This is a genomic window from Winslowiella sp. 2C04 (genome assembly GCF_050037805.1).
Classification (GTDB): Bacteria; Pseudomonadota; Gammaproteobacteria; order Enterobacterales; family Enterobacteriaceae; genus Erwinia; species Erwinia toletana_A.
Genome location: NZ_CP188300.1, coordinates 4,242,822 through 4,263,130, shown reverse-complemented (window position 1 = coordinate 4,263,130; position 20,309 = coordinate 4,242,822). Strand labels below are relative to the sequence as shown.

4 protein-coding genes are annotated in these 20,309 nt (G+C 51.7%); 1 reads left to right on the top strand and 3 read right to left on the bottom strand.

The features are described 5' to 3' along the window. Window positions 1-38 precede the first annotated feature (38 nt). The 3 genes from ACP3TC_RS19285 to ACP3TC_RS19275 all read right to left on the bottom strand — a co-directional run bounded on the left by ACP3TC_RS19285 (window position 39) and on the right by ACP3TC_RS19275 (window position 16,819). Complete coding sequence (locus ACP3TC_RS19285) at window positions 39-9,227, bottom strand: hypothetical protein (RefSeq protein ID WP_426817067.1); 9,189 nt, start codon at window positions 9,225-9,227, stop codon at window positions 39-41. Between the two features lie 235 nt (window positions 9,228-9,462). Next, entirely contained in the window at window positions 9,463-11,220 is a 1,758-nt protein-coding gene (locus tag ACP3TC_RS19280) for a sulfite reductase subunit alpha (RefSeq protein ID WP_313855319.1), read from the bottom strand. Window positions 11,221-11,287: 67 nt separating this feature from the next. Further along, the gene (locus ACP3TC_RS19275) at window positions 11,288-16,819 is read right to left on the bottom strand and encodes a glutamate synthase-related protein (protein WP_426817066.1); all 5,532 of its coding nucleotides are present in this window, start codon (window positions 16,817-16,819) and stop codon (window positions 11,288-11,290) included. A 938-nt stretch (window positions 16,820-17,757) separates the two neighbouring features. Between ACP3TC_RS19275 and arcB the strand changes: the two genes are divergently transcribed. Further along, window positions 17,758-20,094: an aerobic respiration two-component sensor histidine kinase ArcB gene (gene arcB / locus ACP3TC_RS19270; protein WP_313855321.1), complete on the top strand. Its 2,337-nt coding sequence runs from the start codon at window positions 17,758-17,760 to the stop codon at window positions 20,092-20,094. Window positions 20,095-20,309 lie beyond the last annotated feature (215 nt).

Genomic DNA, 20,309 nt, shown 5'->3' with positions numbered 1-20,309 from the left:
AAAATCCATTAAAAACAGGTTGATATTTCGGTTGAAAATTACACGCCGACCAACCAGATGGGCTGACTTTCATCCGCTACAGGCTGCTCAAAGGTGTGCAGAAACAGGAACCAGGCTTTCGACAGGTCCTCTGTGGCTCGCTCAGGGTGTTTCTCCGCAAAGTAGTCACACATCAGGCCAAACACCATTTCCGCATCGGTCATAATTAACCGGGTGACCAGCAAATTACTGTTAAACAGCTGGATGAAAAGCCCTGCATAGTGGCTACTGTCAATCGATTCGGGCTGGCTTTCCCGCAGGAATTCAGCGGTGGTGGGCGAGTGATAAAAGTCTCGCTCCTCCTGGCACCAGCCGTCAGCTTCCTCGGCCATCATCCGTTGAATTCTGGCGTGCAGACGTGAGAAAAAGTCGGAGCCGGAAAAGGCCTGCAGCGCCCACGGGCTGGAGAGCCGGAGTTTGCTCCAGGCGGCAAACTCCCGGGCATTTTGCGGATCGGCATTGATCGCCGCCAGCCGGGCTGCTGGTTCATCGTCTCTTGCTGGCCCTGATGGCGTCAGTAATAAATCTTCGTTCTGTTGGGCGCTAATCTGCAATGGTGGCGCGGTGCCCGCGCTCTGATTATTGATCGGAGCGCCGATGCCAGCAGCCAGGATCAGACGAACCGGCCAGCCATACTGGTGTGACATCAATTGCGGATCCTGCGCCGCAGCCCCGGTTCGCAGCAGCACTATCTGCCCGGTATGGCGCGCTGTTTGCCAATAGCGAAAGACCTGCTGGCAGGTTTGCTGCCAGCAGCGCGCCCGCTGCTGCATTTCATCTGCCCGCCATAGCGGCGCGGGCAGTGTCAGTAGCCGGTCTAATATCCGTACCTGCTGCGGCATCTCAGTGGTCAGAGTGTGTAGCTGGTCCAGCGCCGGTTGCCAGCTATTACGCGTTGCCGCTGGCCAGTCGCCATCGTGGATGCAGGGCCAGGGCTGCTGAAAATCTTCTGCGGTGAGGTGGGGCTGGCGATCGTAGTAACTGAAGAAATAATTATGTGCAAAGCGCTGCAACTGCAGCGGCAATGACAGCTTCACCGTTTCTGACTCTCCTTTGATCAACTGAATCGCCGTCGTAGCGGCCGTCAACATCGTCAGGCGCTGTTGGATCCACATCTTTAAATCGTCACTGGTTAAGCGCACATCATGGTGAGCGTTTATCAGCTTGCGCATCGAAAGCAGCAGTTTCTTTTCCTGATTTAATTTATTCAGCGCCTTTTCGCGTCCGGCGAGACTGAAAAGATTGTAATCACGCCAGCCGTAAGGCTTCCACAGCAGCTCATCCGGGGTGATCGGCGTGTCTTCAAGCTGTGCGTTTCTTTTTACCTGCTGCCAGAAGTTCTGACGCATCCGGAGAAAGGCCAGCAGGATATCCTCCAGTTCGCTCTGTGCCTGTGCGTTGAAACTGGAACGAAAGGGAAAACTACGATGCTGAGTGTAAGCCTGGCGGATAGCGGTGCGCCTGTGCTGCTGTGCGCCGGAAAGAGCCGATTCAAGGCGCAGTTGTTCATCCGGTTCCAGCAACGCGTGGTAATCCGGAGTATTCTGTCGGGTAATAAGGTCGATAATCGCGGTGTTAATCTGTGGCGCGTCTGTGGCGCGCATAGCGTGCGGCCAGTCGGCGGGTAACACCGGAGTGGATTGAAGCTGCCCCTCTGCATCCAGCATTCGGTAACTGATACGCTGATTATTTTCGGTAAAAATAAATACAAAATTACCGTCGTTGCGTTGCAGCACGCGGGAGGTTGGCACCATGGTGGTCGTGTGATTATTGCTTTTGTTCCACTGCAAATAGCTGGCGGGAGTTAAAACGCCACTTTTCATTAATTTAGTCGAGTCTTGCGCGGATAATAATTGCCAGCCAGGCTGTTCCGTCACTATCCATTGCTTCTGCCGGGCGCTGTTCAGCCGGTTGGTTTCCAGTGATAAGTAGTGATCCTGTTGGGCAAGATTATTATGCGGAGAGAAATCCAGTCGCCAGCCACCGCCAGCCAGCCCGGTGACCGTTACCGGTGTCGCCAGCTTCGCCCCGGCAGGATAAAAGTAGTCTCTCTGCTGGCTGGCACGCCGCTGGGTATACACCTGCGGTAATCCGGAACGTTGTGGAACCGCGTCATCAGGCAGCGGGACGCCGCCGGTCATTGCACATTGCAGCTGCCATGCCAGCGCGATTGAGTGGTCGAAGAATTTGCCTGCGGATAGTCTGGCGCTGCGCAGTGCCTGCACGTCATCCTGCAGCCAGTCAAAATGGGTTAATGCTGGCCAGATGGTGGCGCTGGCCGCGTCATCCGCCAGATTGTATAAGATCTCGCGATTTTCGTTGGTACTGGCATACAGCGCGCGCTGGTTGCCGGTAACCCAGCCCAGATAACAGAAGCGACTGACAGGATCCCACCAGAAGCCGGCAAAGCCGCTTTCAGGGATGCGGGTTAGCGGGATGGAACCCTCTTCCGATACCGTTGCGGCTTCTCTGAGTACCTCGGTCAGGGTCTGCCATTCGGTACTGGCGCCCATTAGCGTGCTGATGGCCTGACTAAATTGGCTGACCGGGTTGGCATCGATGGTTTCGCTGTCGTTATGCGGGTGCCCTCGCCAGCGATTAACGTTGGTGGCAATGCTATTGAAATGTTCAGACTGTTCTTTGATAAAACGATAATCGCTGGTGTCGCTGCGACCATAGAAGAACAGATGCTGACTTAGCCAGTCGCTCAGCGCTTGTTTTAACTGATTAAATTCTGTTTCGTCATGCGCGGCGATCAGTGTCGCTGACTGCGATTCTGTTTCTGACTGCATCCATTCAAATAATACGATTGCCGGATTGGTAACCGGAAGGCCGCGCGTTTGAGAACTGACGCTGAGGGTAAGCCGGACGGGAGGAATAAAATTATGTGGGGTATCAGAAATCGCAAAACAGAGGCGAGTTAATTCCTGATAGTCAGGTGTCGGCGACAGCTGACGAAAGATCAGCGGAATATATTCCGGGTCGCTTAGCGGCAGAAACAGTTCATGCTGGCCAGGGCAATTAAACGCCAGCCCGGCAACCTGAATATCTTTGCTGGAATGGTTCTCCTCCAGATACCAGCTGACCTGCAAATTGCCATTAAACACCGCTTGTATCAGCAATAAATTACTCTTATCAGAAAGCTGATACAGCGCGTTAAGCAACAACTGGCGCTGTTTCTGCAGGGCGCTGGTTAGCATGGTCCGCAACACAGATACTTCTGATAACTGGCTGGAGAACGTTAACTGTTTAATAAATGCAGCCAGCTGCTGGCTTTCCTCCAGGCAACTGAAGACATGCTGCTGCATCGCCGCGGCTTCTTTCACATTAACAGCGATCGTCATAAGCGCATCCGCTGCCTCGAAGCGATGTTGCTTATCGGGTTGGCGACCGCTGAGTAACGCTGTCTGCTGAATGGCGGTTTCCCTCAGGGAAAGCAGACCGGCGTCATGCTGAGCGGCAAAGGCCAGCATCAGCAAGCTACTGACAGAGGTATCTTCCGCCCGTAACTGATGAGAAATAATTGCGCCGAGAGAGAGCCACTGTGAAGCAAGGCTGTTTAAGCGGGATGCTGCCAGCTCAGGTTCAACCGGCTGCAGATATTGTGTAAACGAAAGCAGATTACGCAGAGTGGCAGTAATGTACCGCTGAATCGACTGCTGTATCGCCTGATCACTGCTTTGCAGCTTTGCAAGATAGCGGCTGGTAATATCGGTAATTTGCCGATCAACGAAACGTTGTTGCGACACGGTGGCGAGGTTGAGTGAGGAGTCCGCGAAGCTATTCTGCAAATGGTGAAGAATAAACTGATAGAGTTTCGGCGCTGCCGGACAGGCGATACCGAATATATCACTTAGTAGTTGCAGCAATACGGCCTTATCCGCGATCGACACCTGCGGTAAATAGCTGAGTAATAGTGTGAGCTGATAATCAACGAAATTGCCCTGTGCATCAATGACGCTACTTATCAGCCTGATGGCATCATCCTGATTAGCCCCCGACGTCAGAGGCACGGCATCCAGTAAATGGCTCTGCAGGCGTTGATGAAAGGGAAGCGAAGCAAAGCGTATAAAGCGGTTCAGCACCTGGCCCAGCTGTTGCTGATAACATAATGCCTCATCAAAGCTGGTTCCTGGCTTTGATACGGTCTGCATCTGCTTTATTGGCAGAGTAATACTCTGTTGCAGCTGCGGAGTTGTCAGTACTGAAACCGGCCAGCTGCGATGCGTGTTGCGCGTTTCGCGCCGGATGCGGTTACGTGTTTCGGTAATAAACTCGTTATTCAGAAAACTAAACCAGCTACCGCCATCGGTTTTATAGACATGACAAAAAAACAGTTTGGGATAAAGGGAGCAGCTGTCAGACATCGCTTGTTTAACACTTTCAATAAACCGTGGGTTTACCACATCATTACTGATAATCGCATTGATGTTAGCGGTGGAGCTTTGTCGCTTTCGCCAGTCATTGGTTAATTTCTCCGTTGCGCTGAGTAAAAACGGACGAAGATTTTCGTAGCGCATCTCGACAAACAAAAATTCTTGCAGTGCGGCCAACCAGGCGTCCTGTGCCGCTTTGCCAGACCACTCATCAGGTGAGAAAGCCGCCAGCGCTTTAGCGCTGTATTCGATACGCGCAAACGAGCGATAAATCCCTGAAATAGTCTGCGCTATATCCAGCCAGCGGTTGATGTAATCAGCGGGGGATGGCAGCGTGGCCAGAGGATCCATTTGCTGAAACTGCTCTGTTCGTTGAAGAAAAATTTCCATATTGGCGCTGAAAAGCAGGGTGTTGGCAAAGTTACTGCTGATCAGTTGGTCATAGTATTGGCAGAATTGATTGATCACGGCGATATGAAATTTTTTCTGCACTGAGGAGTAATTAGCACTAAAAAGGGTAAATCTTTCCAGATTATAGGATAAAGCCTGCAACAACCGATCAAGATGCTGCGGTTTATCGGCGGGTTGGTCATTCATTGCCTGCAGTTGCGAGACAATATCTTCCTTCATCAGCAGATACTGAATCATAAACAGATAACTCAACTCAGCACCCTGAATATTACTGCTGACTACTGTCCTGATGAAGTTTATCGACTGATTAATCAATCGGCTTTGTTCTGGTCTCAGCCCCTCTGGAGGATTGGAGTAAGGCTTTGTCAGATAATCAGCATAATATTTATAAAGTGTTTCCTCATTTATTTTATTAGTTGACTGCTGATGATCTTGCTGAGCCAGAATCATACTGGTTAAGCGTCTTACCGGAATGGTAAATGAAATAAAAAAGAACATCGCCATCTGATTATAATTTTCCGGAATTATGCACTGCTGGCTCTCAGCCGTAGCGATAATTGATTCCGGAATCGGATCGCTTAGCGCGCTGAAGTAGAGCTGATGATAAAGGGTTGAATTTAAGCCACGCAGGTCAAAAATATTAAGAATCAGTTTACCGGCTTTTAAAGGGATGGTGGCGCATGAATAATCAGGTTGTTGGGGAAGTTCAGGGTTGTAGTTATTTCTGTCAACCAGATCGATAGTTCGTGGAGGGCTCCACGGAACTGGTAATCTGTTGCGGGTAGCGGTGGCGAGGCTTTTCTTTAATACCATTTTGGCCATATTAATCCCCCAGGGATAGTTTGACGATAAAATTTTGTCACCCCTGCGTAAGGAAAGATAGGGAAAAGCGGTGAAGGGGGGGATCGACGCAAGGTTTCCCAACATTAAATAAGCTTGACTGCGCAATGCAGCAATTTCTTCGTCGAGTGTTTTCAGATTATTTTTCGCGGTTATTATTTTTCCCGCCAGTTGATTGGCGTAATTCAATGATGATGGCTGAATAAGAGAATCACTGATCATTCTGTTTAATTTTGCCAGTTCAACTTCTCTTATCCAGCGCTTTGCATACATTTCCCGTAAAGATTGCAACAGTGAACTAAGGGTTTTTTTAACTCCATATCCCATATATAAGTCTGCCGCACAAATCAATAGCTGAAAAAAAGGCGTCATTATCGACGGAGGCGTCGTATCATCTCTGATCATAATGATATCGCGAAAAAATGCATAGCAATTGTATAAAGGCATCAATTCTACGATCTGCTGTATTTTTCCTTTCTCATTATCCTGTTCCACAGCGGAAGGATTGTGAGCCCTTTTCTTCAAATAACTAAGGTATTTTCTGCGATTTTGTACTATCTCGTTCTTTAATGCCTCCAGTGCAGAGACGCCATTTTTTCTGACGGCTCTTTCCTTGTATGAGGTGACCATGTCCTCGGGATGCTTGAGTTTTATGCAGAGTTTGTTTTTATAATAGTGGTAATGCTCGGTGATAAATTCTCCTGATTTATCCCAGCGACTCAGAAGGGTAGCATTCGGTTGCTGAATTTCGTCACAGCTGTCATGGAAGGGTTGGTCATCCATAAATATATAGTTTTCATTCAGGATGCTGTTATCTAATCCGGATATCTGTTCATTTTCAGTAATATTTAATCGACGCAAAGGAAGTTGTCTTGAATGTATGCGACTGGATTCGATATTTAGAATATAGAAGCGTTTTTCGTTGGAGATACTATTATATCCGACAAAAATCTTACCCGTTTCATGATAAGGCCGATTGTTATAGGAGATTTTTTGATGGAATTCAGGAAATAATCGAAAAGTTGACGGTTGTAAAAGAAAACGTAAAGATTTTAATCTTTTTACTTTGATGTCTATCGCATAAATCTGCGTATCAGCACTATGCAGGAAGTTAGAATCTTCTTTAGATAATATTTTAAATGCCTGGTTAACGACTTTAAGATAAATATCACAATGATGATCGATCATCTTCTGATACGCCTGGTCGAAGCTTTTGTACAACTCAGTTAACTTGGGATGTTTTTTTAGTGAGAAGGTTTTTCTGTTGTTTTGATCGTAGATACGTAATGCTTCAGGTATTTTCTGCGGCAGATAATGATAAAGCTCACCAAAACCATCCTCCATGTTGCGTATTATTTCTCCGTAATTACTGCAATCAGCTATTATTCTGATTTCTTTTTCAATACGCGCCTGAGTGGTAACTATCAGGGTAAACGTTTTGAAATTCTGTGCGGCATGAATATCGACACCCGGAAAGGTAAGCTTGATAATATCATCAAAAGTCACAATAGGTATCGCTTCCAGTATGGTATCCTCCCTGTGATAGATATCCATCTGCTGAGTCACGTCTTTATAGGCTTTTTGGAGATATTCCCTGCTGCTGGTCAGATTATAACCTGGATAGCTACATAATCGGGACAGAACAAATCCATCAATCCAGCCTTCATAGAGGGCGACAGAAAACTCATCGTGCGTAACATAGCGGTTGTTAGCAAATTGCTTACCGATATAATTCCATATGTAGTAATTATCTTCCGTTAAATAAGCATCATCTGACCTGCCATTTTGCTCCATAAAAAGTAAGTCCTGAGCTACATAGTTAATAAGGAAGTTAGTAATGCTCAGCATGTCAGATAAACTATGAACACCCAACGCGGCATACTTTTTAGCACAGTGAGAGCGCAAATTATGCAGCAGTGACTTAACGGTTTTATTTTTAAGCGACTCAGTTTCATTTCGCCATAATTTATTAAATTTTTGACTCAGTGTAAGAATAATGCTGCTGAGATCAATCGGCTGGCTGCGGCCAGCGGGCGTCACCAGTAATGATAATATATATAATAACTGCCCATTCATCTCATCTCGATCGTTACTGGTGAATGTCGTGATGTTCCATTTTTCCAGTAGTTTATCTGCAAATGAAAAGTTGAGATCGCCCTGATTGTCGAAAAGTTTGTCAAACAGCTCAACCGCCAGATTGACATAAGTTTTATTGGAACTGAGGAGCTGCCTGATCGTGTTTCGCGCATCAGCACATAAATTGATGCTGGGTTTAACATTATCAGTGTGCAGTTTCGTCGGTGTCTCTAAGCGCGTGATGCGCTGGCGAAGGTATCCTGCCGCCGCCAGCAGGGTGACGCCGGCTGCCGGCAGCAGCAGATTCGTTCTTCTCTGCCACCAGACGTTCGGTACGGCAGCCGCGGCGATGAGCGCGGCAGGGATAAGCAGAGGTGCCGAAGCGCCCTCTGATGAAGATGCTGCTTGCCCGCTGGCGTCGTCCGGTAAAACAGCGAGATTCTCCCTGACCATCGGTGACACGATACGCCCCGAGTCGTCCGGGCACACTGTTAGCTGCCGGGCTAAGATCTGCTGCTCGATTTGCTGATAAGCGCGGTGATAATTTGCTTCAAATGAAACAGGGGCGGATGACCGGTCCGCGTTGCTGTTCGGTCGATCTTTTTGCAGCAGGATATTTCGCGGTATGCAACGAATCACTGCCCGATTTAATGCCTTATCCGCTTTGCTCTCATCCCAGCGCGGGTGGTGTGTTGCCCGATACCATGCTTTCTTTTGCCTGCCGACAAGCTCTTTGTTATGCAGCAGCTGAAGATTGCTGCTGCGCGTCGATAGCTGGCAGATATCCTCGATGATTCGCAGGCCATCGCTCAGCATCGTGGGTGACGGCTTTTTTCCTTTCAACCAGCCGCTTAAAGCCAGCGCGCTATACAGTCCGACGATCAGCGTGATGCCGGTCATCACGACTTCACCCGCACCGCTCTCACGACATAACTGTGTAACCGGAAAGATTAGCTGTTGGTGCAGATCGACCAGCCAGCCGGGCTGACCGATATTTTCAAACACGCAGGATGTTGACCAGCTGGAGAGTAGCACCACAATGCTTTGCAGAAGTTTGGCCGCCAGAGACACCTGATGGTGTTGCAGCCAGATGATCAGCAGGCCAGGCAGGCTGGAGAGGATTGCCGCTTTCGATGTCATGCCCGCAGCGAGATAAATCAGCTGATTGATCAGTTGCAGACCCGCGATTAAAGCCGCCTGGCAAACGATCTCTTTACCCCGACCGCTGCATATCAACGCTGCGGCCAGTAATTTACTTAAATCGGGATGAATGACACTCAGTAATGTGGTCGCCATAGAAGTCTGGCTGAGCAAGTGAATCTGATAATGGATAGCTTCCTTGATCTGCAGGGCGAGAGCATTTAGTCGCGGCCACTGCGGCGATACCGGGGTTAACCAGGGTTGCGTATCCAGCGCGTCGAAATAGTGGTCTTCATCAACGTCTGGCGGCGCTAAACGCAGCGGTACATTGCTAATATTGGTCACAGGCAGAGAGCACAGGCAGAGAGCACAGGTCTGCGCGTGTGGTGTTGAACGGCCTTGCGATGGCAGAGCCGGACGCGATGATGGGCAGCGGTTTGATCATTAAGGGCACTCATATCCGTGAGTAAAAAACATCCAGCAAGATAATGATTGTAGTGAGGTAATTCATTCGCGCCAGTCGATGGCAACAGGCAATAAAAAAGGCGGCATTAAGCCGCCTTCAGACATTCAGCTGAGATTAATAGACGTCGCGCAGATAGCGCTTCTCTTTCTTCAGTTTATCGACATACTCCGCGGCACCTTCTTCTGACAGGCCACCAAAGCGGGCAATGACTTCATACAGCGCATGATCGACGTCTTTGGCCATACGCGACGCATCGCCACAAACATAGAAGTAAGCGCCTTGCTCCAGCCAGGCAAACAGCTCAGCGCCTTGTTCCAGCATGCGGTTCTGCACATAGATTTTTTCTGACTGGTCGCGTGAAAATGCCAGATCCAGTCGGGTCAGCAGTCCGCTCTGATGCCATTCTGCCAGCTCATCCTGATAGATATAATCATGCTGTTGATGCTGGTCACCAAACAGCAGCCAGTTCTTACCGGTGGCACCGGTTGCCTGGCGCTCCTGCAAGAAGGCGCGGAACGGGGCGATACCGGTACCAGGGCCGACCATAATCATTGGCGCATCGGCATTTGCCGGTACACGGAAGGCTTTATTTTGTGAGATAAAGATTGCTGGCTTCTCACCACGGCCAACGCGTTCGGCCAGATAAGTTGAGCAAACACCATTACGTGCACGCCCTGAACTGTGGTAGCGCACGGATGCAATGGTCAGGTGCACCTGATTTGGATGCGCTTTCTGGCTGGAGGAGATCGAATAAGCACGATGCTGTAACGGACGCAGCAGCGCAACAAATTCAGGCACGCTCAGTGAGCGGGTCAGCTCCAGTTGCAGCAGATCGAGCGTGTCTTTACCCCACAGCCAGACGCCCATCGCATCTTTGTCATCATGCTGCAGAACGTGACGCAGTTCCTGATTCGTGGTGTTCTGACCCACCCAGTCGATCAACTTACGTGAAGGTTCAGAAATTTCGAACTGGTAGGTTAACAGGTCACCTAAGTTTCTGTCGAAGCCAGGGACCGGCGTGTCATAGTCTGCTTTCAACTGGGTCAGCAGTAATTTCACTAATACCGCGTCATTCACCGGGAATACGCCCAGCGCATCACCAGCTTCGTATTTCAGTCCGCTCTCGCTCAGATCAAATTCAAAGTGGCGGATATCTTTACCGGAATCAGCACCGGAAAGGCGTTTATTGGTTATCAACGCCGCAGCATACGGATTCTGTTTATTGCTGCCCGGAATGACCGGTTCTTCCGGTAAGTTCTCCAGTGCGGTACCGCTGCTGCCAGCGCTGGCAGCAAACTGTGGCATCGCGCTGCCGATCCACGTTTCGGAAGGCTCTTCATAGTCCACGTCACAGTCAATACGATCGGTAACGCGTTTTGCACCCAACTGCTCTAGGCGCATGTCGAAGAATTTACCCGCCTGGCAGAAGCCATCGTAGCCGGTATCGCCAATCGCCAGTACGGCAAAATGCATCTGTTCAAGACGCGGTGCGGTGCTGGCGGAAATGGCGTCCCAGAACAGCTGGGCGTTATCCGGCATTTCACCTTCGCCGTAGGTAGAGGTGATGATCAGAACATGACGCATGGTGGCGAACACTTCAACATCGACTTCACCCAGCCCCTGCACCACAGGAACCAGCCCTTTAGCGCGTGCCGCTTTCGCCGCGCTTTGTGCCAGCGCTTCAGCATTACCGGTTTGTGAACCAAACAGGATATGCAACTGGGTGGTCGCCGCGGCTGCAGCACCGGCGTTAGTCTGCTGCTTGTCTTCCAGTACCAGCAGGCGTGAATGTAAGCCAGCGAGGAAGCCCGCCAGCCAATATTTCTGCTCACCATTAAATGGCGCATCTTCAGGAATATAAGGAATCTTCATCGGTTTTCTGTACTCAATCCCGTTTTCGTCATGTTCAGTCAATATTCACATTCAGCATTGCTGGCAATCAGGATAATTTCCCGACCGCCGCAGCTAATTCCGGCAGTGCTGCACGTGCAAACAGCTCTTCAAAGTCAGGCAGTCGTCCCAGAACCTCTCTGTTACGTGCATCCTGATAAATGATCCAGCCGTAAGTAGCCAGACTGTCCATTGAGCGAATATTGCGTTGCGTCAGTGCCGCTTTGTAATCCGCCATACGCTTGGCGGCAATCAGGCACGAAAGTTCTTCATCACTGTAGTTTTCAATCGCCGAGCGGGCATGGCGTTGCAACTTACTGATAAGCGCAAAATCTTCAGTCATCAGCAGGTTACGTACCGCTTTTTCGACTGCCGGATCTTCGACAGCGGTTCCCTTCGGCAAGCGCGACAGCGCCAGCTGTTGTACGGTACTGAGCACGGTGTAGTTGTTAAGCAACACGAACATTTCTGGCGTGTCGGTTGCACCATAGCTCGGTACTGCACCATTGGCGATAGTGGTACGGTTGCGCCAGGCATTCTTAAATTTGGCTACCTGATGGCTGGCCAGTGCCGTAGACAACTCTTCCAGCAGATCCTTACGGGTTTTTGCCTTCAGAATTTCAGCACTGTCCTGATACAGCAGCAGCGAGCGCGGCATCACGTAGACAAAGTGCTGGCACTCGCTCTCCCAGTGCTCAAGTAACCAGGCCGCACGCTCAGAGCCGGTCGCTGCCAGATGCCAGTTCAGCATTGTCAGCACCGCCTGTTTGTGCACTTTTGCCATCTCATCGTCATCCGCGATCGAACCAAACAGCACCGAGTCACCTGCGGCATGAGCCGCTAATGCGCCGTACGGGTCGTACTGGTAGGCGAAGCCGCCGCTCATACCGTTACCAAATCCTTTACCGAACGTCCCGAGATTGAGGATGGCGCCATTGGTCATATATTCGCAGCAGAAATCACCAACGCCCTCGACCACGGCAGTCGCACCGGAGTTACGCACCGCAAAGCGGTCGCCCGCCTGGCCCTGCACGAACAGGCGTCCGCCGGTGGCACCAAACAGTGCAAAGTTACCAATCAGCACGTTGCCATCCGTATCCTGCGAGCCGCCGCCCGGTGAGCGCACAATAATTTCACCGCCGCACTGGCCTTTGCCGACACCATCGTTACAGGTGCCGCTATGAGTCAGCTGCATACCGTCATTACAGAATACGCCATACGACTGACCGGCTGAGCCGGACGTGGCGATCGCGACGGTGGCCGGCGCCAGATAACGGCGTCCGCGATCGTCACACAGTGCTGCCGGCATGTTCTGCAGCTGCGCCTCATCCAGCTGGTGGTTAAGCATGCGTTCAATATCAATCGCCAGCTGCCCACCCACGCTCTTGTGGCGGTTGTTCAGCGTAATGCCATCACCAAGCTGAATATTGGTCGCGCCCTGAGCCACCAGTGAGCCATTCAGCAGGGCTAACCAGCCTTCATCCAGTTCAAAATCTTTTTCCAGATAGACCGGATGGGCAATTTTCTGCTCAGGCACCACGGTCAGCATTGCACGCAGGTCAAGCTTGCCGACTTCACGCGGATGATCCATCAGATGCAGCAACTCGGAGCGACCACGCGCTTCACGCAGCGAGCGCAGGCCCAGTCTTGCCAGCATTTCGCGCACTTCCTGGGCGACATTAATAAAGTACTGTGCCAGCTGACGCGGATCGCCATCAAAGGCTTCGGCATTGGTGGTCAGGCCCGCCGGACATTTAACGTTGCAGTTTTTCGCCATCACGCATTTCAGCATCATCAGCGCGGTAGTACCGAACTCAAAGCTATCGCCACCGAGCAGAGCAGATTTCACTACGTCACTACCGGTTTGCTGTGCGCCGGAGCAGCGTAAAATCACTTTTTCACGCAGACCGTTGGCACACAGCGCCTGATGAACTTCGGCAATGCCGATTTCTGCCACGCGTCCGGTATATTTCAGGCTGGTGACCGAAGCCGCACCGGTTCCGCCGGTATTACCCGCAACATTGATCACATCCGCGCCGGCTTTCGCTACGCCGACCGCGATGGTGCCAATGCCCTCTGAGGAAACCAGTTTGACGATCACTCGCACTCGTGCCGCTTTACAGTCATGAATCAGCTGCGCCAAATCTTCAATCGAGTAGGTGTCGTGGTGCGGAGGCGGTGAAACCAGCTCGACGCCAGGCGTGCCGCCACGCGCTGCGGCAATTTCTACCGTCACTTTTGCTGACGGTAACTGACCGCCTTCGCCCGGTTTTGCGCCCTGGCCGATTTTAATTTCCAGCTCTTCCAGCATCGGGTCGGCCAGATAGGCAGCCCAGACGCCAAAGCGGCCGGACGCCAGCTGCTTAATGCGTGAGGCACGAATCGTGCCGTGACGCGAATAGTGCTCGCCGCCTTCACCACAGTTGCTCATGCCACCAACCATATTGGTGCCGTGCGCGACCGCTTCGTGCGCCGGAGCAACCAGCGCACCGTGGCTCATCGCACCGGAGGCGAAGGTGCGGGTGATTTCGCTGGCAGGCTGCACTTCACTTAACGGCAGTGAAGGGGAGGTGGTGAAAATCCGTGACAGATAGTCTGCCGCCTTGCCATGCGCACTGACTTGCAGGCCACCGGCAACAATTTCTGTGTGCTTGATATCCGCCGCAAAGCGGTTTTTCAGCGCGGTCGACAGCGCAGCCAGGCGCTCAGCTTCTGGCTTCAGCCCTTCAATAGCGTCAGTCAGGCGCAGGGTGAACAGGCCAGCGTTATCCGCATGGGTTTCGCACACCAGGCCGCGAACGGCGAAGCCGTTGTTGATTAGTGAGTAACGGCCCAGCTTACGTGAGAATTCCGCCAGGCTGTCGACGTGGGTCAAATCAGCCGGGAAGGCGAGAATATCGCGCAGTGCCGCCGGGCGACGTTTACGCTCTTCATGCATCAGGCTGGAGAACTGACGGTAATCCGGCGTGATGGTGAAGTTGTCGATCACCTCATTGGGAATGCGCTCAAAGCTGCTGTCGGCAAAAGATTTTGCTTTGATATTAAAGGCGTTATCCAGCTTAGCCAGCGTCAGCAGGCGAATGAACTGATCGTCCTCGCGCGGCTTATCGGCGAAGCGAATCGGCTGCTCAGTCATATCAATAAAGGTACGCACCGCAATGGTGCCATAGGAGTGACCCGCACCCTCCGCACGCTCTTTAAACAGGCCCAACAGCGGCACTTCAGACTCGCCTTTGATCTTCAGCGCGCTTTGATGCCAGTCCACCGCCATCTGAGCGATAGTGGCAAAGCTGGCGCCGCCGACCGGCGTTTTGATATTCGGGAAGTATTTTTTCAATACCGCATCGTCGGTATCGAGGAAGTTCGGCTCAAAGAATTCACCGCAGCTGTAGCTTTCCACGGTACACAGGCCGACTTTACCCATGGTTTTCATCAGCGCTTTTTCAGCGGCTTTGGCATAGCGTTTAAACGCCTTATTGCCTTCTTCGCCTTCGCCGTATTTCTCTTCGGCACGCATCTGCACGCCCAGCGGATAAATCGCCGATGCGCCAAAGCCGAGGGTGGCGGCAATATGGTGTGATGAAATGCTCTGGCCGCTCTCCACCACCAGTGAAACATCAAGGCGCAGCCCTTCCTGCACTAAACGCTGGTTAATCGCGGAAACCACCAGCAGCATCGGCATCGCTGCGCGGGTAGAGGAGATATGACGGTCGGTAATCACCGCAATCCCGCCCTGTGCGCGGGCAAAATCCACCACCTGCTGTGCCAGATCGTCGATGGCTTGTTCCAGCGCGCGGGCATTGTCCTGACGACTTTGCGCATCAGTGCCGGTCACTGGCTGGTACAGCATTTCGAAACGTGCATAAGGTGCCACTTTTTGCTCGCGCAACTGCAGCATGTCCAGATGCGTCAGGATCGGCGTTGGCACAATAATCTGCCGCCCCTTGCTGCGGCCCAGATGCGGTTTGGCACCCAACGCAACGCGCAGGGTCATGCCGTCGGCCTCACGGATGGAGTCCAGCGGTGGGTTGGTTACCTGGGCAAAACGCTGGGAGAAGTAGTGCGCCATGCCGCCTTCATGATCGGATAACCCGTTAATTGCGTTGCCGTAACCCATTGCTGAAATCTTTTCAGCTCCGGTAGACAACATCGGGTCCATCATAAATTTGAAGCTTTCCTGGTTGTAGTAGTAAGCGACAAAACGCTGGTACGCCTTCAGATCGCCGCTGTAGCGCAGTGGCGAACCCTGTTGCTCGGCAGGCACCACCGGCAGATCGCTTAAGGTTACGCGCGCTTGCTCCAGCAGGGCCGGATAATCTTTTTCCGCTGCCAGTTTTTCCAGCGCTTCCAGCGTGGTGTAGCTGCGTTTTTCGCTGTGATCGTAATACAGCATGCCGCCCGCTTCGATACGTCCACGGCGTAATACGCTTTCCGGTGGGAAGGCGATCTGACCTGCTTCTGACATCGCGCCGATATACTCAGCGGTTTCCACTGAGCGCAGCGGACGCAGACCAAGGCGGTCAAGACGTGCGCCGATGATTTCGCCATTACCGAAAATCAGCGCCGCCGGGCCATCATTTTTCTCTTCATATAAAGAGAAATACTCCAGCATTGCGCGGACGTTGTCAGACAGCGAGTCGTCGTTTTCCCAGGCTGGCGGCATCATAGAAACCACCGCGTTGATCAGATCGAGATTATCTTCCATCAGGCGGCTTTGGATGCTTTGGTCAAGGCGTGAACTGTCAGACTGCCCTTTCGGACGGACAATTTTCTTTCCTCGCGCCAGTGCCAGCGCGGCTTCAGCAATACGGTTTTTACGATCGGTATTCAGCTCACCGTTATGCGCCATCAGACGGAACGGCTGCGCCATGGTGGTGTGCGGATCGGTGTTGGTAGAAAAACGGGTATGGAAAAACAGTCCGCGCACCTGGTGATCGGTATCGGTCAGATCTTTGAAGTAAGGGATGACTTCATTCGAGTTCAGACGCGCTTTCAGCACCTGGGTGCGTGAAGAGAGCGACAGCGGATACAGACCGCCAAATTCGCTTTCGGTAAAGGCGCGTGACTCAATATCCAGCAGCGCGCGGTAGATACGCTGCTCAAAGCTATTTTGATTGTCGACGTCCTGCGGGGCAGTAAACACCCACTGCACGATCGGTAACTGGAACTGGATTGCGGCCGGGCGCAGTACGCTGGCATCCAGTGGCAAGTCACGTTTAACCATCACCGCAAAACCACAGGCGGCGAAGGTATCTTCGACCAGGCGCTCGGCATTGGCACGCAGCGCCGGATCTTTGGGCACAAAGAAGTTTCCGACGCCGAAACGTCCAAACTCCAGCGGCTGGCCAGTAATTTTTTGGAAGAAGCGCAACGAAATATCGACGTTGACCCCTGCGCCGTCACCTACGCCTTCAGCAGACATACCGCCGCGGTGAGGTACGGTGCAAAGCGCACTGTGCGCCATTTGCAGTATCTCATGGGTTTGCTCGCCGTCCTTACGTGTAATAAAACCCACGCCACAGCTATCACTTTCTTTTGATGGATCATACAAGCCATAGGGATACGGGGTTTGATTGGACATCGAGGGCCTCCTTAAATTACTGCTTTGACATTACTTTTATTGTTTCAAACACAGAGCGCCGTCGCGTCAGCCTGAGCGGATTCTGCATCATTTTTTTGAGCGCTAACAAGCGGGCGCCGTCACTCAAAACATTTCACTTAGAGAAAGTTGAAAACGTCCATGAGTGGGGGCTTGCTCTCTAATTTCCGGGTCTCTTAAATGGAGATAACTTGCATCATGAGGGAGTCTTCTTGCTGCATAGATATGTCGAGACACTGACCCGTCAGAAATGCATCCAGCGGATTTCCAACTTATCGGGAAAGCGTACTGAGGTCAAATAGCGTTCTTACTTATGCCTTTTTAGTCCTTAATAAGTCTATTTGATTGAATAATATAGGTTTAGTGCTTATTTTTATCCCTGTTAGCCGGGTGGGAACTGTCAGAGAAGTGTGAGCTGACTCACTATAGTGCAGACGGCAAATACCTGCACCATGCTGGTGCCGGCAATAATTACAGCATGATATGCTGATAAATCCCTCGCAAACACCGGATGAAACTGTTTTTCTGTCGCGTGCATATTTGAAGTAAATAGCTGCACATCATTAGTAAAATTAATCATGCTGAAACTGATTAAAATTTCGCTAAAGATGAATGATTATTCGTTTCGATATGGGGAGGCCAGACGACAGGACAAGGTCATCGTATTGAAAAGCAAGAATTGCGCAGAATCGCCTGTTTATCCAGGCGGCTCATCAGATTATGCGCTTGCAAAAATTAGTCAATAGCTTTCCTGTGGTAATTGCATAAAGGCCGCGTCCGGCGCGGGCTTCGCACCAAACTGGCGCGTAATCTGCACCAGTTTGGTGCGAAAACCCGGTCTTAATTAGCCGATCGGGCAGCACCGCGCAATAAGTCAAAGTAAGATATGATTGTCCCAGTTGACCAGGAAGGAAGCTGTTATGAAACAAATTCGTTTATTGGCGCAGTATTATGTTGATTTGATGGTGAAACTGGGGCTGGTGCGCTTTTCACTGTTGCTGGCCTCGGCGCTGGTAGTGCTGGCGATGATCGTGCAGATGGCAGTGACCATGCTCTTGCGCGGCCATGTTGAAAGTATTGATTTGGTGAGATCGGTGTTTTTCGGCCTGCTGATCACACCGTGGGCGGTCTATTTCCTTTCGGTAGTGGTTGAACAGCTTGAAGAGTCACGCCAGCGTCTGGCGCGGCTGGTGGATAAACTTGAGGAGATGCGCAACCGCGATCTCCAGCTTAACCAGCAGATGAAAGAGAATATCAGCCAGCTCAATCAGGAGATTGCCGACCGTATAAAAGCGGAAGAGGCGCGTCTGCAGGTGATGGCCAAGCTGAAAGAGGAGATGGCGCGGCGCGAGCAGGCGCAAATCGAACTGGAGCAACAGTCCTCTTTTCTGCGCTCGTTTCTGGATGCCTCGCCCGATCTGGTGTTTTACCGCAATATCGATCAGCAATTTTCCGGCTGTAACCGCGCGATGGAATTGCTGATTGGTAAAAGCGAGAAGCAGCTGATTGGCCTGACGCCAAAAGATGTCTATGACGATGAAGCCGCCACCAAAGTGCTGGAGACGGATGAGAAAGTCTTCCGCCATAACGTCTCGCTGACCTACGAACAGTGGCTGCAATATCCCGACGGTCGTAAAGCCTGTTTTGAGATTCGGAAAGTGCCGTACTACGACCGGGTTGGTAAACGTAGCGGGCTGATGGGCTTTGGACGCGATATAACCGAACGCAAGCGCTATCAGGACGCGCTGGAGAATGCCAGCAGGGAGAAGACCACTTTTATCTCTACCATCAGCCACGAGCTGCGTACGCCGCTTAACGGCATCGTCGGCCTGAGCCGTATCCTGCTGGATACCGAACTGAATCCGGAACAGCTGAAATACCTGAAAACCATTCATGTCTCCGCTATTACGCTCGGCAATATTTTTAACGATGTGATCGAGATGGATAAAATCGAGCGCCGCAAAGTGCAGCTGGATAATCAACCGCTTGATTTCACCGGTTTCCTCGCCGATCTGGAAAATTTATCCGGGCTGCTGGCACAGCCGAAAGGGCTGAAATTTGTCATGGCACCGCAGCTGCCACTGCCGCATAAGATCATTGCCGACGGTACGCGGCTGCGTCAGATCCTGTGGAATCTGATTGGTAATGCGGTGAAGTTCACCCAACAGGGCGAGATCGTCGTGCGGGTGCAATATCACGACGGCGATCGTCTGCGTTTTGACGTGCAGGATTCCGGAATGGGCATCCCGCAGGATGAGCAGGACAAAATTTTCGCCATGTATTATCAGGTGAAGGATCAGCACGGGGGCAAGCCTGCGACCGGCACCGGTATCGGACTGGCGGTATCACGCCGGCTGGCACAGAGCATGGGTGGTGATATCACCGTGCACAGTGCTCCAGGGCAGGGTTCCTGCTTCAGTATGGAGATTAATGCGCCACGGGTGGCCGGCGAAGTCGAAGACGAGCAGCCGGAGAACGAAATGCCACTGCCAGCGCTGCATGTCTTGCTGGTTGAGGATATTGAGCTGAATGTCGTCGTGGCGCGTTCGGTGCTGGAGAAACTGGGTAATAGCGTCGAAGTGGCGATGACGGGCACTGAAGCGCTGGCGATGTTCCAGCCGGAAGAGTTTGATCTGGTACTGCTGGATATTCAACTGCCGGATATGACCGGGCTGGATGTGGCGCGTGAAATTCATCAGCGTTTTGCCGGACAGCATCTGCCGCCGCTGGTGGCGCTGACCGCCAACGTACTGAAAGACAAGCGTGAGTACCTTGATGCCGGAATGGATGAGGTGCTGAGCAAGCCACTGGCGGTGCCGGCACTTACCGCGATGATCAAGAAGTTCTGGGATTGCGAGCAGGCCGACGAAATTGTGGAGAGCGGTATGGTCGATGAGAAGAAGCTGGCATTACTGGATGTGCCGATGCTGGAACAGTATATCGAACTGGTGGGGCCATCACTGATTCATCAAAGTCTGGCGATGTTTGAACAGATGATGCCGGGTTATCTGGAGGTGCTCGACTCCAATATGATGGCACGTGACCAGAAGGGCATCGCCGAAGAGGGGCACAAAATCAAAGGTGCTGCCGGATCGGTCGGCTTACTGCATTTGCAGCAGATAGCGAAACAGATTCAAAGCCCGGAACTGCCAGCCTGGTGGGATAACGTGCAGGAGTGGATTGATGAGCTGAAGCAGGAGTGGCAACACGACGTCAATGTATTGCGCGAATGGGTTCAGGACGCTGAGAAAAAATGACCCCGACCGAGGCCGGGGTGCGCGAATACTGCGCCAACACCAGGGAAATCACCGCCTCGGCTATTCTGATAGGAATCAATGTTATGCCAAGGCGCGGTATTGGTTAAAACGGTCCAACCACCTTAACAAATCTCATAAGACTTGTAGGAAGATTCATTAAAATGTGTGATATGGAACAGCGTTTCCACACAGAAAACATCAATTTGCTGGCACAG